Origin of the sequence: Bosea sp. Tri-49 (assembly GCF_003952665.1) — a bacterium.
Classification (GTDB): domain Bacteria; phylum Pseudomonadota; class Alphaproteobacteria; order Rhizobiales; family Beijerinckiaceae; genus Allobosea.
Genome location: NZ_CP017946.1, coordinates 2,815,356 through 2,831,728, shown reverse-complemented (window position 1 = coordinate 2,831,728; position 16,373 = coordinate 2,815,356). Strand labels below are relative to the sequence as shown.

Here is a 16,373-nt window from a genome sequence, read left to right as displayed (position 1 = left end):
CTAGCTAGGGGGCCTGCCCCGGCTGCAGAAGCTTGGGCAGGAATCCCGCAGCCAGCAGCAGCCGCTTCTGACGCGCAGACACCTCGTTCAGGCTGCGGCGGAAGTCGATCCTGTGCACATACATCCACCCGAGTTTCATCGGTGTCTGCCGGCGCAGGCGCGAAATCCATGGCGTGGCGTCATGTTCCGTCACGACGGTCCCGCCGCCCATGATCGAATAGTATCGTCCGAGCCTGCGGCCATATTGCGCGTTGTCTTGCTGGGCCCTGGGGAGGGTGAGCGCATAGGACCGATCAATGTGGTCAAACACTTTCGATCCGGGATTGCGGAGCCAGTGGCCAACCTCGTGCGCGGCAGCGAATTGACCGGTTTTTCCACCGATCCCGCGTGCCCGGCCGGCGGTGAAGTTGTGTTCTCCGTATTGGACGCTTTCATCCGTGATGCGGGTCATCCGGTCTCGGAAGGTCGTGCCTGGATTGGCCAAATGCGCGACTTCGATGATGGCATGGCTATCTGCACCGGTTGGCTGCAAATCGATTTCGAGCACTCCGACGACATGCGCCGGCACTCTTGGATTGCCGATCAACTGCCGGAAGTCGGCGTCACTCAAGCTGTCTCCGCTTTCGGTCGGGAGGAACACCATTTGGTTGTTCCAGACGGTCTCGACGATGCTTTTGAAGCGTCGGGTGAAATCCTGCCATTCGCTGACGAGCCAGCTGTGGCAGGGGACGGGTTGGCCGCCGGCGTCAACGACACTGCCGCGTTTGAAGTCGGCCTCGCTTGCGGCCAGATGAGACGGGGGGAGCGGCCCCGGATGCGATCCCGGAACTTTGGCGGTATGGGAGCTTCTTGCCCACGCCGTGGAGGGATCGAGCGGGACAAGCGTCACTTTCAACCTGATGCGAAGCTGCGCAGGTTGCCCTGTTCGTGCGCGGTCGAAAAACGAGTCATAATTTGGCTCGAGGATGAAGGGCCGGATCGCCATTTGGTCACCTGCGCTTTGGGAGCAGATTGGAGCGGAAAAATTCTCGCTCGAGGCACGGCTATCGGCGTCAGCCTAGCAGCAGCGGTGCAACATCGCCATGCTATGCGTGTGGTAAACTGCGGGCGGCTGGACGAATTGGGACGTTGCCCCTAATCCTGCGGCGAAAGCCCGTCTCTCAATCGGGCTCCCGGGAGGATATTCATGTCGCTGACCCGCCGTTCCACGCTCGGCCTCGTTGCCGGCGCCGTCTTCGCTCCGGCCATCGTCCGGGCGCAGGGCTATCCCTCGAAGACGATCACCCTGGTCGTGCCCTATCCGGCGGGCGGGCCGACCGATGCGATCGCGCGCTTCGTCGCGCAGGATCTTTCCACTTCGATCGGCCAGAACGTCGTCGTCGACAACCGGGCCGGCGCCTCGGGCGCGGTCGGCACGCGCGCGGTCGCCAAGGGCGAGGCGGACGGCCACACCTTCATCTTCGGCAACAACCAGACGCATGGGAACAACATGTTCCTGCTGAAGGAGCCGGGCTATGACGCGGTCAAGGATTTCGCGCCGGTCGCCGGCGTCGGTGCCTTCGAACATGCCTTCGTCGTGCGCAACGACCTGCCGGCCAAGACCATCAAGGAGCTGATCGCGCTGGCCAAGGCCGATCCGGGCAAGCTCAATTACGGCTCGACCGGCGTCGGCTCCGGCTCGCATCTCGCCATGGAGCTGTTCATGCAGCGCACCGGCATCAAGATGACGCATGTGCCGTTCAGGGGTGCCGCGCCGCTGGTGCAGGAGATCATCGGCGGGCGCATCGACATCGCCAATTCGACGCTGCCTTCGGTGCTGGAGCAGATCACCGCCGGCAATCTGCGGGCGATCGCGCTGGCGAGCCCGGAGCGCAATCCGCGCGCCAAGGACATCCCGACCTTGCGCGAGCAGGGCGTGACCGATGCCGACGCCGATAGCTGGGCCGCCTTCTTCGCCCCGGCCGCGACGCCGGCCCCGGTCCTGGAGACTCTGTCGAAGGCAGTGATCGCCTCGATCGCCAAGCCGGCCGTGACCGAGCAGATCCTCAAGCTCGGTTTCACGCTGAAGGTCCGCGACCCGGCCGCGTTCAAGCCCTATCACCAGCAGGAAATCGCGACCTGGGAGAAGATCATCAAGGAGGCCGGCGTCAAGCCGGAGTGATCTTCAAACGCTGCGCACCGCCCTTCCGTCATGGTCGGGCTTGTCCCGACCATCCACGTCTTCGCTGGTCGAGACCTGAGTTCAGGATGTGGATGCTCGCCACAAGGGCGAGCATGACGGGTAGGGCGTGCCCGTCAGGATCGACGCTAACGGAGCGCTGCCCATGAACCTCATGCCCAAGCTCGCCGCCCGCCGCGAGGCCGGCCGCCCCGTTCGCTGCGCTTTGATTGGCGCCGGCAAGTTCGGCTCGATGTTCCTCGCCCAGGTTCCGCATATCGAGGGGCTCGAGGTCGCGGCGATCGCCGATCTCGATCTCGAGCGGGCGCGCCAGGCCTGTCGCACCGTCGGCTGGGACGAGGCCCGTATCGCCGCCACCCGCTTCGTCGATAGCGGCGTCGCAGCAGCGGAGATGGACGGCGTCGAGGTGGTGATCGAGGCGACCGGCCATCCGTCCGCCGGGGCCCGGCATGCGCTCGCTGCGATCGCGACCGGGCGCCATGTCGTGATGGTCAATGTCGAGGCCGATGTGCTGGTCGGTCCCGTCCTGGCGGCGAAGGCCAGGGCGGCCGGCGTGGTCTATTCGATGGCCTATGGCGACCAGCCGGCGCTCGTCGCCGAGATGGTCGACTGGGCGCGCGCGGCAGGCTTCATCGTCGCGGCCGCCGGCAAGGGCACCAAATACCTGCCAGCCTATCACCGCGTCACGCCGGACGAGGTCTGGAGCCATTACGGGCTGACGCCGGAGGCGGCGAAGGCGGCGGGCATGAACCCGCAAATGTTCAACTCCTTCCTCGATGGCACCAAATCGGCGATCGAGATGGCGGCGATCGCCAATGCCTGCGGGCTCGACGTGCCGGAGGGCGGGCTCTCGTTTCCGCCTTGTGGCGTCGACGATCTCGCCCATGTGCTGCGGCCGAAGGCGGCGGGTGGCCAGCTCGAGCGTGATGGCATGGTCGAGGTCGTCTCCTCGCTGGAGCGCGACGGGCGGCCCGTCTTCCGCGACCTGCGTTGGGGCGTCTATGTCGTGCTCAAGGCGCCGAATCCCTACGCCGCCGCCTGCTTCAAGCAGTATGGCCTGCCGACCGATTCCACCGGCCTCTATGCGGCGATGTACAAGCCCTTCCACCTGATCGGGCTCGAACTCTCGATCTCGGTGCTGAATGCGGCGCTGCGCGGCGAGGCAACCGGCGCGACCCGCTTCTGGCGCGGCGATGCGGTCGCCACCGCCAAGCGCGATCTCAAGGTCGGCGAGATGCTGGACGGGGAGGGCGGCTACACCGTCTATGGCAAGCTGATGCCGGCCGCTTCCAGCCGCATGGCGAGGGCGCTGCCGATCGGGCTGGCGCATGGCGTGACATTGAAGCGCGACGTTGCCGCCGGCTCGGTAGTCACCAGCGCCGACGTCGCGCTCGACGAAACCTCGCAGATCGTCTCACTTCGGCGTGAGCTCGAAGCAACCAGCGGCTGAATCGTGCATTGTTCCTGGGCTGGTCGTCCCGGGCGAAGCGAAGCGTAGACCCGGGACCCATGCCTGAGCCCTAATCGGAAAGGCTCAGGAATGGGTCCCGGATCGGCGCCGCTTCGCGGCTTGTCCGGGACGACACCGTATTGGTGTCCAAAGCCTGGCCACCATCAGGAGATGTCTATGCGTCCCGTTCTTGCTGCCGCCCTTGCTCTCATCCTTGCGGTAGCACCTGCCGCGGCCCAGCAGCGCTACCCATCCAGCGCCGGCGAACTTTTGGTCGAGACGGTCGCGAGCGGGCTGGAGAACCCTTGGGGCCTCGCCTTCCTGCCCGACGGGCGCATGCTGGTGACCGAGCGGCCGGGGCGGCTTCGGCTGGTCGGCAGCGACGGCAAGCTTTCGGCGCCGATTTCCGGCGTGCCCAATGTCGTGGCGCGCGGGCAGGGCGGCCTGCTCGATGTCGTGCTCGACCCGAATTTCGCGCAGAACCGCTACCTCTATCTTTCCTTCGCCGAGCCCCGCGCCAACGGCAATGGCACCAGCGTCGCCCGCGCCCGGCTCAGCGCCAATGGTAATGCGCTGGAGGGCCTGAGCGTGATCTTCCGGCAGATGCCGACGATCGCCAGCAACATGCATTTCGGCTCGCGGCTGGTCTTCGACCGAACCGGCGCGCTCTTCGTCACCGTCGGCGACCGCTATAGCCAGCGCGACCAGGCGCAGAACCCGGAGAACCATATCGGCAAGGTCATTCGCATCAAGCCCGAGGGCGGCGCAGCGGAGGGCAATCCGAAGAAGCCGGGCTGGCAGCCGGAGATCTGGTCGATAGGCCACCGCAATGTGCAGGGCGCGGCGCTCCACCCCCAGACCGGCCAGCTCTGGACTGCCGAGCATGGCGCGCGCGGCGGCGACGAGATCAATACGCCGAAGGCCGGCCTGAACTATGGCTGGCCGGTCATCACCTACGGCATCGACTATTCCGGCGTGAAGATCGGCGAGGGCACGTCAAAGCCCGGCATGGAGCAGCCGCAATTCTACTGGGACCCGTCGATCGCGCCCTCGGGTGCCGCCTTCTACACCGGCGACAAATGGCCGGCCTGGAAGAACTCGCTCTTCGTCGGCGCGCTCGCCGGCCAATTGTTGTCGCGGCTCTCGACCGATGGCGAGAAGGTCACCGGCGAGGAGCGCCTGCTGAGCAATCTCGGCGAGCGCATCCGCGATGTCCGGCAGGGGCCGGATGGTTTTCTCTATCTGCTCAGCGACGATTCGAACGGCAAGGTGTTGCGGGTCAGGCCGGCAACGCGCTGAGGCTCACGGTCCGCAATCCCATTCGCGCTCGACGACGAAGACCTTGCGGGTCGCGAGATGCCCGTTCGTGTCGTAGAGGTCGCCGACATAGTATTCGGTGCCGGTGGCGTCGCGCACGCTGCGGTCGACCTGCAGCGACCAGCCATAGCCGACCCGGTTTCCGCCCTTCCAGTCGCGATGCAGATTGCCTGTAGAGGCCGAGGCGAGGATGCGGGCGCGCTCGTCGCTCGGCGAGCAGGTCGGTCCGGCAAGAGCCGCGCCGGACAGGGTGGCGAGGCACAGGGCGAGCGTCATCGGCTTGAGCAAGGCAGGCATCCTTCGAGGCAATCCGGGGAGAATCAGGTGATCTCGGCGAGCCGCGTATCGAGCGACAGAACGAGGCACCAATGTGGCTCGAAGTCGGCTCCCAGCGGCCAGATCTGCTCCTTGAAGATCGTCAGCATGACCGCCTGATAACGCTCGAACCAGTCGCGCCGGCAAAGCACGAACTTGGTCGCGCCGACAATGGTCTCCCGGTCAATGATGCACAACGGAACGATGCCGGGATTGGCGGCGAGATACTCCTGCACCGCGACCATCAGCGTCGGGTAGCCGGGGTGCAGCATGTCGTCGAGCACGATCAGCCCGCCCTCAGTGAGGCAGGCGGTGGCGAGCGCAAGATCCTTGCTCAGGGCCGCGCGCGAATGCTCGCCATCGATATGGATGAAGCGCAGCTTGCTCCCGCGGGCATGGCCGATCAGCTCGGCCGGAGACATCGCGCCGGCATCGGCCTTGATCGTGACGCGGCGCTCGGGTGCGATACCGTGCTTCAGGCAGTTCGCCTCGAAGCGATCCTTCACCTCGGGATTCGGCCACTCGAAGATGTCGATGCCGAGAGCGATCTCGCCGGGCTCGAGCGCATGCGCCAGTGCGATGAAGAAGCGGCCCTCGAAGGCGCCGATCTCGGCGATCGGCCCGCTCACACCGTTTTCGGTCTGCAGCCGCAGCAGCCGCGCACAAACCGCTGCGGCGAATCGCGAGGACATGCCGACGACGCGATCATAGCCGTCAGCGAGATAGGTCTCGACGGCGGGGTGGCCGGAATGTGGGACGGGAGCCATCGCTCAGGCCTTGGCGTGGAAGATGAAGAACGCGCCGGCCGCGATCAGCGCAAAGCCGATCGCATGGCTCCAGGTCAGCTGCTCCTTCAGCCAGAACACCGAGAAGCCGGCGAAGACGCAGAGCGTGATCACCTCCTGCATCGTCTTCAGCTCGGCCGCCGAATAGACGGCGGAGCCGATGCGGTTGGCCGGCACGGCGAGCATGTATTCCGGCAGGGCGATCATCCAACTCGCCAGGATCGCCAGCCAGATCGCCGTGCTCTTGTAGGAGAGGTGGCCATACCAGGCGAAGGTCATGAACACGTTCGAGCCGATCAGCATGCCGATCGGCAAGAGATGGGCGGTGCTGAGAGCTGGCATGGTGGAATCCGGGATCGTGTGTTGGGCGGGGCGGAGGGATCAGCCGTAGCGCAACTTCATCGTCAGGATAACCAGGACGAGCGCCAGCGTGACCGTATTGGCGCCGATCAGCGGCCAGGAGGCGATCAGCACGCCATAGAGCAGCCATAGCACGATGCCGGTGGCGAACAGCGCCTGCGTCCACAGCGAGATGCCGCTGGTGTCGCGCGTCTTGATCGTCTGCCAGGCCTGCGGCAGCCAGCAGAAGGTGGTGAGCAGGGCGGCGCAGAAGCCGAGCGCTTCGGTGGCGGCGGTGGACATAGGGGCTGTCGACGATTCGCGCGGGGGTTGCGCAGACATAGCCGGTTTCGGCGTTCCGCGCGCCCTCGGGACTTGCATGGTTAACCTCCGTTAACCGCAGCGCCCTAGATTCGCGCCAATCCTGCGATTCGGTGGACCCATGCGCGCATTGATCCTGGCCTTGCCTCTCGTCCTCGCAGCCGCGACCGCGGCCCGGGCCGATTTCGACTCCTGCGTCGCCGGCCTGCGTTCGGCCGCGGCAGCGAAGGGCGTCTCCGGCGCCACCTTCGATCGCGCCATGTCGGGCGTCACGCCCGACATGAAGGTGATCGAGGCGATGAACAACCAGCCCGAATTCAAGACGCCGATCTGGGATTATCTCGGCACGCTGGTCGACGACGAGAAGGTCGCGGAAGGGCGCTCGATGATGCGCCAGCACGCCTCGACGCTGGCCGCCGCCGAACAGCGCTTCGGCGTCGACCGCCATACCATCGCGGCGGTCTGGGGCGTTGAGAGCGATTTCGGTAAGGCGCGGGGCAAGATGCCGCTGGTCCAGGCACTCTCCACCGGCGCCTGTCTGGCGCCGCGCCGCAACGCCTTCTTCAAGGGCGAGTTGATCGCCACCCTTCAGATCATCGAGCGCGGCGACGTCCGAGCCGACCGGCTGTTCGGCTCCTGGGCCGGCGCCTTCGGCCATACCCAGTTCATCCCCTCGACCTATCTGCGGCTTGCGGTCGACGGCGACGGCGACGGCCGGCGCGATCTCGTCGATTCGATCCCCGATGCGTTGCATTCGACCGCCAATTTCATGGCCAAGGCCGGCTGGGTCACCGGCGCAGGCTGGGGCTACGAGGTCCGTGTGCCCGGTGGCTATTCCGGCCCGACCGGGCGCAACCCGAAGCAGCCGGTCTCGTCCTGGGCGGCGCGCGGCGTCGTCAAGTTCGACGGCTCGGCGCTCTCCGGCTCCGGCAATGCTGGGCTCTTGATGCCGGCCGGCCGCAATGGTCCGGCCTTCCTTGTCTTCAAGAACTACGACGCCGCCTACAGCTACAACGGCGCCGATTCCTACGCCCTCGCCATCTCGCTGCTCTCCGACCGCCTGCGCGGCCGGCCGGGCGTGCAGGGCGACTGGCCGACCGACGACTTGCCGCTCTCGCGCGAGCAGCGCCGCGAATTGCAGCGTCTGCTGACGCAGCGCGGCTACAATGTCGGCGAGCCCGATGGCGCCGTCGGCGCGCTGACGCGCGCCGCGATCAAGGAAATCGAGAGCAAGATCGGCATGCCGCAGACCGGGCGGCCGGGCGAGAAGGTCCTGCGCGCGCTGAAGGGCGGGCGCGTCTGAGGCGCAGCGCCCCGATGCTTGCGCACGAACGCTGCGCCCCGTAAGCAGCCAGCGCATTTCTGTTGCGCGAGGCTCAATCGATGGCGAACCACAAGCTCCTGCTGCTCCCCGGCGACGGCATCGGCCCCGAGGTGATGGGGCAGGTCGAGAAGATCGTCTCCTGGTTCGAGAAGCAGGGCCTCGGCTCGTTCTCGCTCGAGCGCGGCCTCGTCGGCGGCGTCGCCTATGACGCCCACAAGCAGGCGATCTCGGAAGGCGACATGAAGCTCGCCCAGGACGCCGACGCCGTGCTCTTCGGCGCGGTCGGCGGTCCGAAATGGGCCGATGTGCCCTATCAGCACCGTCCCGAGGCCGGCCTGCTGCGCCTGCGCAAGGATCTCGGCCTGTTCGCCAACTTGCGTCCGGCGATCTGCTATCCGGCGCTGGCCTCGGCCTCGTCGCTGAAGCCCGAAGTGGTCGAGGGGCTCGACATCCTGATCGTGCGCGAGCTCACCGGCGGCGTCTATTTCGGCGAGCCCAAGGAGATCGTCACGCTGGAGGACGGCTCCAAGCGCGGCGTCGACACGCAGCTCTACACGACGGGTGAGATCGAGCGCATCTGCGCCGTCGCTTTCGAGCTGGCGCGCACCCGCCGCAACAAGGTCTCCTCGGCCGAGAAGCACAACGTCATGAAGACCGGCGTGCTCTGGAAGCAGACCGTTACCGCCCAGCACGCCAGGGACTACAAGGACGTCGAGCTCGAGCATGTCCTCGCCGACAACTGCGCCATGCAGCTGGTGCGCTGGCCCAAGCAATACGATGTCATCGTCACCGACAACCTGTTCGGCGACATCCTCTCCGACGTTGCGGCGATGCTGACCGGCTCGCTCGGCATGCTGCCCTCTGCCTCGCTCGGCGCCGAGGACCCGGCCACCGGCAAGCGCAAGGCGCTCTACGAGCCCGTGCATGGCTCGGCCCCGGACATCGCCGGCAAGGGTCTCGCCAACCCGATCGCGATGATCGGCTCCTTCGCCATGGCGCTGCGCTATTCTTTCGGCGCCGGCGAAGCGGCTGACCGGCTCGAAGGCGCGATCGCCGACGTGCTCGGCGCCGGCACCCGCACCAAGGACATCGCCGCGCCCGGCGCCAACGCCGTCTCGACCACCGAGATGGGCGACGCCATCGTCAAGGCGCTCGAAGCCCGCGGCTGAGCCCGATCGCCACCTGCACAGGAAGCGGGTGGCGGCTGACGGGTGATAAAGGCTTCCTCGGAGCCATGGCGGCCGCTTGAGCCGCGCTGACTCCGAGGTTCCCGATGAATGCAGATGTCGGCGGTCCGTCCGCCATGGAGCTGCTCGAACGCATGTTCGCGGTCGAGCTGCGCTTCCTGCAGCAGGACGAGGCCGATCTTGGCCTGCTCGCGACCGCCTTCCATCCCGATGTCGTCGTGCACGAGCCGGCCTCGCTGCCTTATGCCGGTGATTGGCGCGGGCTCGACGGGATCGGCCACCTATTCCGGACGATGCGCGACACATGGAGCGATCTCTCGGTCGATGGCCTGCAGGCGGCGAAGACCGGCGATACCGTCTTCATGACCTGCAGCCTGCACCTCACGGCCCGAGGCAGTGGCAGGACGATCACGCAGCCTTTCGCGGAAATGCTGCGCTTCGAGGGCGGGCGCCTGATCGAGGGCACGCCGTTCTACTACGATACGGCGGCGATCGCGGCGGCGCTGGCCTGAGTCGGCAGCAAGCTCTTGTCAGCTCGCCCGCCCGCCATACTGTGCCTCGTGCAGGCGCCGGTAGATGCCCGCTCGCTGCACCAGTTCCTGATGCCGGCCCTGCTCGGCGACGCCGCTCTCGTCGATGACGATGATGCGGTCGGCGTCCTGGATCGTCGCGAGGCGATGCGCGATCACCAGCGTGGTCCGGCCCTTGGACAGTTCGGCAAGGGAAGCCTGGATCGCGCGCTCGGTCTCGGTGTCGAGCGCCGAGGTCGCTTCGTCCAAGATCAGGATCGGCGGGTTCTTCAGGAACATGCGGGCGATGGCGAGGCGCTGCTTCTGCCCGCCTGAGAGCTTGACACCGCGCTCGCCGATCACCGTGTCGAGGCCGTCAGGCAGCCGCGCGATCATCTCGTCGAGTCGGGCGCGCCTGGCGGCCTCGATGATCTCCTCCTCGCTCGCGGTCAGCTTGCCATAGGCGATGTTCTCGCGAAGCGTGCCGGCGAAGAGGAAGACGTCCTGCTGCACGATGCCGATCTGTCCGCGCAGCGAGGCCAGCGTCATCTGGCGGATATCGATGCCGTCGATGGTGATGCGCCCGCCTTCGACATCGTAGAAGCGCGGCAGGAGCGAGCAGATCGTCGTCTTGCCGGCGCCTGACGGGCCGACGAAGGCGATGGTCTCACCGGCGCGGATCGTAAGGTCGATCCCCTTCAGGATCTTGCGGTCGGCCGTATAGCCGAAGCTGACGTTCTCATAGGCGATGTCGCCCTTGAGGCCGGAGACGGTGATGGCGCCGGGCAGGTCGGCGATATCCGGCCGCGTGTCGAGGAAATCGGTATAGCGCCGGAAGCCGGCGATCCCCTTCGGGTAGGTCTCGATCACCGAGTTGATCTTCTCGATCGGCCGGAAGAACACCGTGACCAGCAGCAAGAAGCCGACGAAGCCGCCGGCGCTGAGGTCGCCGATCAGCACGTAATAGGCGCCGGCGATCATCACCGCCATCTGAGTCAGCCGCATGCCGAAATAGCTGAGCGAGGTCGAGGCCGCCATCAGCCTGTAGGCGTCGAGCTTGGTGCGGCGATAGCGCTGGTTGTCGACCGCGAACAGGCTGCGCTCATGCTCCTCGTTGGCGAAGGCCTGGACGACGCGGATGCCGCCGACATTCTCCTCGATCCTTGCGTTGAACGAGCCGACGCTGCCGAACAGCTTCTGCCAGTTCGCCGTCATCCGGCTGCCATAGCGGCTGGTCAGCCAGGCGATCAGCGGCACGATCGTCGCGGTGATCAGGGCGAGCTGCGGATGCACGCTCAGCATCAGCGCAAAGGCGCCGATGAAGGTCATCACCGCGATGAACAAATCCTCCGGCCCGTGATGGGCGACCTCGCCGATCTCTTCCAGGTCCTTGGTCAGTCGTCCGACGAGATGGCCGGTCTTCTGGTTGTCGAACCAGCCGAAAGAGAGTTTTTGCAGATGGTCGAACGCCTTGCGGCGCATCTCGGTCTCGATATTGATGCCGAGCATGTGACCCCAATAGGTCACCACCACCATTAGTACGGCATTGACCAGATAGATTGCTAGCAGGCCGAGCGAGGCGATGACGATCAGGCTCCAGTTCCCGCTCGGCAGCAACTGGTCGACGAAGAGCTTCACCGCGATCGGGAAACCGAGCTCGAGCAGGCCGGAGATCACGGCGCAGCCGAAATCGAGCAGGAACAGCCCGCGATGGGGGCGGTAATAGGCGAAGAAGCGCTTGAGCATGGCGGGCGGGGCTTTAGCACGCCGCTCGGCGCGGAGCCATGAGCTGGAGGCGGGGCGGGGGCCGCGTCGCCGGCAAATCTGCCACAGTTTATCAATTTGGCGGGTTGTGAATGGCTGTTCATTGCCTCCTGCCCGCGCCCGCCTAAGCCTGCGTCCACGGTTGGGTTGGGCACTCTCATGATATCCGTCATCACTACTGCGAACAGCGGAACATCTCGCACGCGGCTCGCCTCGCGCCTGCTCGCGGGCACGGCGCTCGTGCTGCTCCTGTCCGCCGGGCAGGCGCTCGCTAATGGTGGGCGCGGCGGCGACCGAAGCAGCGCGCAACCCGGCTCCGGCGGCGCGGGCGGCATCGACAACCCGACGGGTGCCGGTGGTGCGGGCGCCAGGGGGCAAATAGCGCCAGGAGGCAACGCGGGCGGTGGCGGCGGTGGCGCCGGCGCTGTTACCGGCGGAACTGGCGGGCTCGCTGGCGATGGCAACCCCAGCGAGGGCCGAGGCGGCGATGGCGGCGTGCATGGCGCCGTCGGCGCGGCCCTGCCGGTCGGTGCCAATACCGGCAGCAATGGCGGCGACGGTACCTCCGGCTATTTCTACTCGGGCGGCGGCGGTGGCGCGGGCGGCTTTGGTGCCGTGGTCACGGGCGCGGGTGCGACGGGAGCGATCGCCGGCACGCTCACCGGCGGCAATGGCGGCCATGGCGGTGGTAGCTTTTATGGCTTCGGCGGCGGAGGCGGTTCCGGCGGCATCGGCCTGCTCTTCACCGATGGCAGTGCCGCGCAGACCCTGTTCATCGATGGCACGATCCAGGGCGGCAAGGGCGGAAACGGCGGCTCGTATGTGTCGGATGGCACTGGCGCCGCCGGCGCGGCCGGCGTTGGCGGCGCCGGCCTGGTCTTCACCAATGGCGGCGCGACGACGACGCTGACCGTCAACGGCACGATCCGCGGTGGCGATGGCGGGCGCGGCGGCTCGAATTTGCCGGCTTCTTTTGGTCGTACCCCTAATCCAGGCGAAGAGGCGAACGGCGTCGGCGCTGCCGGCGGCGATGCCATCATCGGCGCCGACCTGATCATCACCAATAACGGCACGATCGAGGGCGGCCTCTCGGGCGACGGCACGACGCGCGCCGCGGCGATCCATTTCACCGGTGGCAGCAACAAGCTCACCATCGGCTCCGCCTCGGCCACCATCAATGGCGGCATCGTCATCGACACCGGCACGCTGACCTTCGACCAGACGATCGCCGCGACGATCAGCAGCGTAGTCAGCGGCGCCGGCAGCGTGGTCAAGGAGGGCTCGGGCACGCTGACCTTAACCGGCGAAAACACCTATACCGGGGGGACGACGATCTCGGACGGGGCGATCAGCATCAGCGCCGAGGGCAATCTCGGCGCGACCTCCGGCACGCTGACGCTGGACGGCGGCATGCTGAAGGTGACCGGCACGACGCTGACCGGGCTGACGCGCAACATCGTCCTCGGCAGCACTGGCGGCGGCTTCGATATTGCCGACGCCGGCAATACCTTCACGGTGACGCAATCCTTCTCCGGCTTGGGCGGATTCACCAAGGCCGGCGCGGGCACGCTCGTCCTGTCCGGCGCCAACACCTATACCGGCACGACGACGGTCTCGAACGGCATCCTGCGGGCCGGGCAGGTGGGCGCCTTCTCGGCGGGCTCCACGGTCATGATCATCTCGGGCGCAACGCTCGACCTGGCCGGCTTTGACCAGACGATCGGCTCGCTCGCCGGCGCCGGCGCCGTCACGCTCGGTGCTGGCACGCTGACCGCGGGCGGCAACAATGCTTCGACGGCGTTCTCCGGCACGATCTCGGGCACGGGCGGGCTGACCAAGACCGGCACCGGCCGGCTCGTGCTCTCGGGCACGAACACCTATTCGGGCGCGACCACGGTGTCGGCTGGGACGCTCGGCATCAGCGGTTCCGGCGCCATGTCGGCGGCGTCGGACTACACCATCGCGGCCGGCGCGCTGCTCGGCCTCAACGATACGCTCGGCACAGTAACTGCGGGCTCGATCGCCGGTGCCGGCCAGATCGAGATCGAGAGCCGCTCGACGCTGGAGACGGGCGCGACCAACGCCTCGACGACGTTCACCGGCATGATCTCTGGCGATGGCAGCATCAGGAAGGTCGGCACTGGCACGCTGACGCTGACGCAGGAGAACACTTACTCGGGCGGCACGACGATCGCGGGCGGGGCGATCAGCATCGACCGGGAGGTCAATCTCGGCGCGTTCGCCGGCGCGTTGACGCTGGATGGCGGCGTGCTGCAGGTGACCGGCACGACGCTGAACGGGCTGACCCGCAGCATTGTCCTCGGCAGCAATGGCGGCGGCTTCGACATTGTCGAGGCCGGCAACAGCTTCATCGTGAACCAGTCGCTGACGGGCACGGGCGCGCTCTCGAAGGCCGGCGCCGGCACACTGCTGCTCAAGGGCACGAGCAGCTATTCCGGTGCGACCACGGTCTCGGGCGGCACCTTGCGGGCCGGCGTTGCCGGGGCGTTCTCGTCGAGCTCGGCGTTCACGGTGGCGAGCGGCGCGCGGCTCGACCTCGCCGGCTTCAATCAGAGCATCGGCTCGCTCGCCGGCGCCGGCACGGTCACGCTGGGCAGCGGCACGTTGACGGCCGGCTCCGACAACAGCTCGACCAGCTTCTCGGGATCGATCACCGGCACGGGCGGGGTCACCAAGACCGGCACCGGCACGCTGACCCTGACCGGTGCGAACACCTATAATGGCGCGACCAAGGTCTCGGGCGGCAAGCTCGTCGTGAACGGCTCGCTGGCGAGCAGCGTCACACTCGACGGCGGCTCGCTCGGCGGCTCGGGCACGATCGGCGGGGTGAGCGTCGCGAGCGGCGGCACCGTCGCTCCGGGCAACTCGATCGGCACGCTGACCGTCTCCGGCAATGTCGCCTTCGCGACGGGCTCGACCTATCAGGTCGAGATCAACGCCGCTGGCCAGAGCGACCGGATCGTGGCGACGGGGATCGCGACGCTGTCCGGCGGCACGGTCCAGGTCCTGGCCGACGCCGGCAACTATGCGGCGGCGACGAGCTACACTATCCTGACCGCCACGGGCGGGGTCAGCGGCCGGTTCAGCACAGTCACCTCGAACCTCGCCTTCCTGACGCCGTCGCTGGGCTATGACAGCCGCAACGTCACCCTGACCATGACGCGCAACGATACCGGCTTCGGCCCGGGCGATGGCGGCAGTTCCGGTGGTGGCAGCGGTGGCACGAGCGGCGGCGGCGACACGAACACCGGTGGTGGCGGCACGTCCGATGGTGGGAGCTCGGGCGGCGGCGGAACCTCAGGCGGGTCGCAGCGCCCCTATGTCGCTTCGACCCGCAATCAGGGCTTCATCGCAGTGGCGGCCGAGCGGCTCGGCGTCGGCAATCCGGTCTACGACGCGCTGCTCTCTAGCACGGTGGCCGAGGCCCGCGCCGGCTTTGATCTGCTCTCGGGCGAAGCGCATGCGCAGGCCGTCAGCGTCATGATCGACGAGAGCCGGCTGGTGCGCGACACCATCCTCAGCCGCCTGCGCGGGCCGCTGCTGACGCAACAGGGCGGCCAGGTCGCGGCCGCCTTCAGCGCCGACCTGCCCGGCCGCAAGGGCGCGGTGCTGATGGCCGCTCCGGTCCCGCAGCCGCGCTATGCCCTCTGGGGCGAGGCCTTTGGCAGCGCCGGCAACAGCGACGCCGACGGCAATGCCGCGAGCCTGTCCCGCCGCAGCGGTGGGGCGCTGCTCGGCGCCGATGTGATGCTCTACGACACTCCCGGCTCGTCGCTCAGGGTCGGCGTCGCCGGTGGCTACAGCCAGTCGCGCTTCGACCTCGATGCCCGCTTCTCCACCGGCAAGCTCGAGAGCGGCCATGCCGCGCTCTATGCCGGCGCCCGCTTCGGCAATCTGCGTCTGGATGCGGGCCTGGCCTATAGCTGGAGCGAGAGCGACATCCGCCGCCAGGTTCAGATCCGTGGCTTCGGCGACAGCCTGCGGCTGCAGCGCCCGGGCGCGGTGGCGCAAGGTTTTGCCGAACTCGGCTATGGCTTCGCCTTCAATGGTTTCGCGCTCGAACCCTTCGCCCAGCTCGCCTTGATCCGGGTCAGCACCGACGCCGGCACCGAGCAGGGCGGCGCCGCGGCGCTGCGCGTCCTCTCCAGCGACCAGACCCTCGGCTTCACCACGCTCGGCCTGCGCGCCGAGGCGCAGCTCGGGACGATGCCGCTCTTCGCCCGCGCCATGCTCGGCTGGCGCCACGGCTTTGGCGAGCTCACCCCGCAGGCAAAGACCGCCTTCGCCCTCGGCACCACCCCGGCCCGCGTGTTCGCGGCTCAAATCGATCGCGAGGCTGTTGTCGCCGAAGCCGGGCTCGACTGGCGCATCTCATCTGCCACCGCACTGGGCCTGACCTACTCGGCAGCAGTGGGCGACCGCTCCCGCGATCACGCCCTCAAGGGCAGGGTCGAAATGAAGTTCTGACGAAGCTGGTCATCTCCATCTTGGGCGTAGCGGAGGTACCGACCTTGCGTCGTTGACGCGCCTGCCGAGGGCGTCACGATCGCTCCTTTATTTGCAGAGGGGCGGGCATGGTCAGATTGGCGCTCATCGCAGGCTTGGCAGCCTCGTTCGCTATGCCCTTCATCGGTTCGGCATCCGCGCAGGAGGGCTGCAAGCAGGTCACCAGTTCCTGCTCGGCTCTGTTCAGGAGCTGCGAGCAGAACTGCAACAAGGTCGGCAGCAACCCCTCGGCCTGCATCGCCCGCGTCTGCACGCCACCGCTTGCCGGCTGCAAGTCGAACGGCGTCTGGCGCAGCGTCCAGGGCGGGTCGGCCTGCTGGGCGACCAAGAACAAGTCCTGATCTGACCGGGCCTCC

General features: G+C 67.3%; 14 protein-coding genes. 7 read left to right on the top strand and 7 right to left on the bottom strand.

Annotated elements, in window-relative coordinates; genetic code table 11:
- Positions 1-4: 4 nt before the first annotated feature.
- Positions 5-985 (bottom strand): hypothetical protein, encoded by a 981-nt coding sequence (locus BLM15_RS13870; RefSeq protein ID WP_126113309.1) that lies wholly within the window; start codon positions 983-985, stop codon positions 5-7.
- Between the two features lie 201 nt (positions 986-1,186).
- Between BLM15_RS13870 and BLM15_RS13865 the strand changes: the two genes are divergently transcribed.
- From BLM15_RS13865 to BLM15_RS13855, 3 genes are all read left to right on the top strand, one after another.
- Positions 1,187-2,161 carry a Bug family tripartite tricarboxylate transporter substrate binding protein gene (locus BLM15_RS13865; RefSeq protein ID WP_126113308.1) on the top strand — a complete coding sequence of 325 codons (975 nt, stop codon included), beginning with the start codon at positions 1,187-1,189 and terminating at the stop codon, positions 2,159-2,161.
- A 163-nt stretch (positions 2,162-2,324) separates the two neighbouring features.
- Positions 2,325-3,629 carry an NAD(P)H-dependent oxidoreductase gene (locus tag BLM15_RS13860; protein WP_126113307.1) on the top strand — a complete coding sequence of 435 codons (1,305 nt, stop codon included), beginning with the start codon at positions 2,325-2,327 and terminating at the stop codon, positions 3,627-3,629.
- A 177-nt stretch (positions 3,630-3,806) separates the two neighbouring features.
- Positions 3,807-4,928 (top strand): PQQ-dependent sugar dehydrogenase, encoded by a 1,122-nt coding sequence (locus BLM15_RS13855; protein ID WP_236846660.1) that lies wholly within the window; start codon positions 3,807-3,809, stop codon positions 4,926-4,928.
- Positions 4,929-4,931: 3 nt separating this feature from the next.
- On the opposite strand, the gene BLM15_RS13850 is transcribed toward BLM15_RS13855, so the two are convergent.
- Genes BLM15_RS13850 through BLM15_RS13835 form a run of 4 tightly spaced genes read right to left on the bottom strand, consistent with a single transcriptional unit; the run spans position 4,932 to position 6,688 of the window.
- Positions 4,932-5,243 (bottom strand): hypothetical protein, encoded by a 312-nt coding sequence (locus BLM15_RS13850; protein ID WP_126113305.1) that lies wholly within the window; start codon positions 5,241-5,243, stop codon positions 4,932-4,934.
- 23 nt (positions 5,244-5,266) lie between these two features.
- Positions 5,267-6,028: a class I SAM-dependent methyltransferase gene (locus BLM15_RS13845; RefSeq protein ID WP_126113304.1), complete on the bottom strand. Its 762-nt coding sequence runs from the start codon at positions 6,026-6,028 to the stop codon at positions 5,267-5,269.
- Between the two features lie 3 nt (positions 6,029-6,031).
- Entirely contained in the window at positions 6,032-6,388 is a 357-nt protein-coding gene (locus BLM15_RS13840) for a DMT family protein (protein WP_126113303.1), read from the bottom strand.
- Positions 6,389-6,427: 39 nt separating this feature from the next.
- Positions 6,428-6,688, bottom strand: a complete 261-nt coding sequence (locus BLM15_RS13835) for a SemiSWEET family sugar transporter (RefSeq protein ID WP_126113302.1) — start codon at positions 6,686-6,688, stop codon at positions 6,428-6,430.
- A 139-nt stretch (positions 6,689-6,827) separates the two neighbouring features.
- Between BLM15_RS13835 and BLM15_RS13830 the strand changes: the two genes are divergently transcribed.
- From BLM15_RS13830 to BLM15_RS13820, 3 genes are all read left to right on the top strand, one after another.
- The gene (locus BLM15_RS13830; protein WP_126113301.1) at positions 6,828-8,009 is read left to right on the top strand and encodes a lytic murein transglycosylase; all 1,182 of its coding nucleotides are present in this window, start codon (positions 6,828-6,830) and stop codon (positions 8,007-8,009) included.
- Positions 8,010-8,089: 80 nt separating this feature from the next.
- On the top strand, positions 8,090-9,199 hold the full coding sequence (leuB, locus tag BLM15_RS13825) for a 3-isopropylmalate dehydrogenase (protein WP_126113300.1): 1,110 nt from the start codon (positions 8,090-8,092) through the stop codon (positions 9,197-9,199).
- Positions 9,200-9,303: 104 nt separating this feature from the next.
- On the top strand, positions 9,304-9,729 hold the full coding sequence (locus BLM15_RS13820) for a nuclear transport factor 2 family protein (protein WP_126113299.1): 426 nt from the start codon (positions 9,304-9,306) through the stop codon (positions 9,727-9,729).
- A gap of 18 nt (positions 9,730-9,747) precedes the next feature.
- On the opposite strand, the gene BLM15_RS13815 is transcribed toward BLM15_RS13820, so the two are convergent.
- Positions 9,748-11,472, bottom strand: a complete 1,725-nt coding sequence (locus BLM15_RS13815; RefSeq protein ID WP_126113298.1) for an ABC transporter ATP-binding protein — start codon at positions 11,470-11,472, stop codon at positions 9,748-9,750.
- A gap of 177 nt (positions 11,473-11,649) precedes the next feature.
- Here BLM15_RS13815 and BLM15_RS13810 point away from each other — a divergent pair, with 177 nt between their 5' ends.
- Positions 11,650-15,978, top strand: a complete 4,329-nt coding sequence (locus BLM15_RS13810) for an autotransporter domain-containing protein (protein WP_126113297.1) — start codon at positions 11,650-11,652, stop codon at positions 15,976-15,978.
- Between the two features lie 73 nt (positions 15,979-16,051).
- Here BLM15_RS13810 and BLM15_RS13805 read toward each other — a convergent pair whose 3' ends face one another.
- A complete protein-coding gene (locus BLM15_RS13805; RefSeq protein WP_126113296.1) occupies positions 16,052-16,345 on the bottom strand; it encodes a hypothetical protein in 294 nt (97 codons plus the stop codon).
- Between the last annotated feature and the right edge of the window lie 28 nt (positions 16,346-16,373).

What these genes read in the sequence shown, in the direction of transcription:
- BLM15_RS13840 (WP_126113303.1), bottom strand. Translation starts at nt 6,388, where the DNA reads ATGCCAGCTCTCAGCACCGCCCATCTCTTGCCGATCGGCATGCTGATC.
- BLM15_RS13820 (WP_126113299.1), top strand. Translation starts at nt 9,304, where the DNA reads ATGAATGCAGATGTCGGCGGTCCGTCCGCCATGGAGCTGCTCGAACGC.
- BLM15_RS13855 (WP_236846660.1), top strand. Translation starts at nt 3,807, where the DNA reads ATGCGTCCCGTTCTTGCTGCCGCCCTTGCTCTCATCCTTGCGGTAGCA.
- BLM15_RS13870 (WP_126113309.1), bottom strand. Translation starts at nt 985, where the DNA reads ATGGCGATCCGGCCCTTCATCCTCGAGCCAAATTATGACTCGTTTTTC.
- BLM15_RS13815 (WP_126113298.1), bottom strand. Translation starts at nt 11,472, where the DNA reads ATGCTCAAGCGCTTCTTCGCCTATTACCGCCCCCATCGCGGGCTGTTC.
- BLM15_RS13830 (WP_126113301.1), top strand. Translation starts at nt 6,828, where the DNA reads ATGCGCGCATTGATCCTGGCCTTGCCTCTCGTCCTCGCAGCCGCGACC.
- BLM15_RS13865 (WP_126113308.1), top strand. Translation starts at nt 1,187, where the DNA reads ATGTCGCTGACCCGCCGTTCCACGCTCGGCCTCGTTGCCGGCGCCGTC.
- BLM15_RS13845 (WP_126113304.1), bottom strand. Translation starts at nt 6,028, where the DNA reads ATGGCTCCCGTCCCACATTCCGGCCACCCCGCCGTCGAGACCTATCTC.
- BLM15_RS13810 (WP_126113297.1), top strand. Translation starts at nt 11,650, where the DNA reads ATGATATCCGTCATCACTACTGCGAACAGCGGAACATCTCGCACGCGG.
- BLM15_RS13835 (WP_126113302.1), bottom strand. Translation starts at nt 6,688, where the DNA reads ATGTCCACCGCCGCCACCGAAGCGCTCGGCTTCTGCGCCGCCCTGCTC.
- BLM15_RS13850 (WP_126113305.1), bottom strand. Translation starts at nt 5,243, where the DNA reads ATGCCTGCCTTGCTCAAGCCGATGACGCTCGCCCTGTGCCTCGCCACC.
- leuB (WP_126113300.1), top strand. Translation starts at nt 8,090, where the DNA reads ATGGCGAACCACAAGCTCCTGCTGCTCCCCGGCGACGGCATCGGCCCC.
- BLM15_RS13860 (WP_126113307.1), top strand. Translation starts at nt 2,325, where the DNA reads ATGAACCTCATGCCCAAGCTCGCCGCCCGCCGCGAGGCCGGCCGCCCC.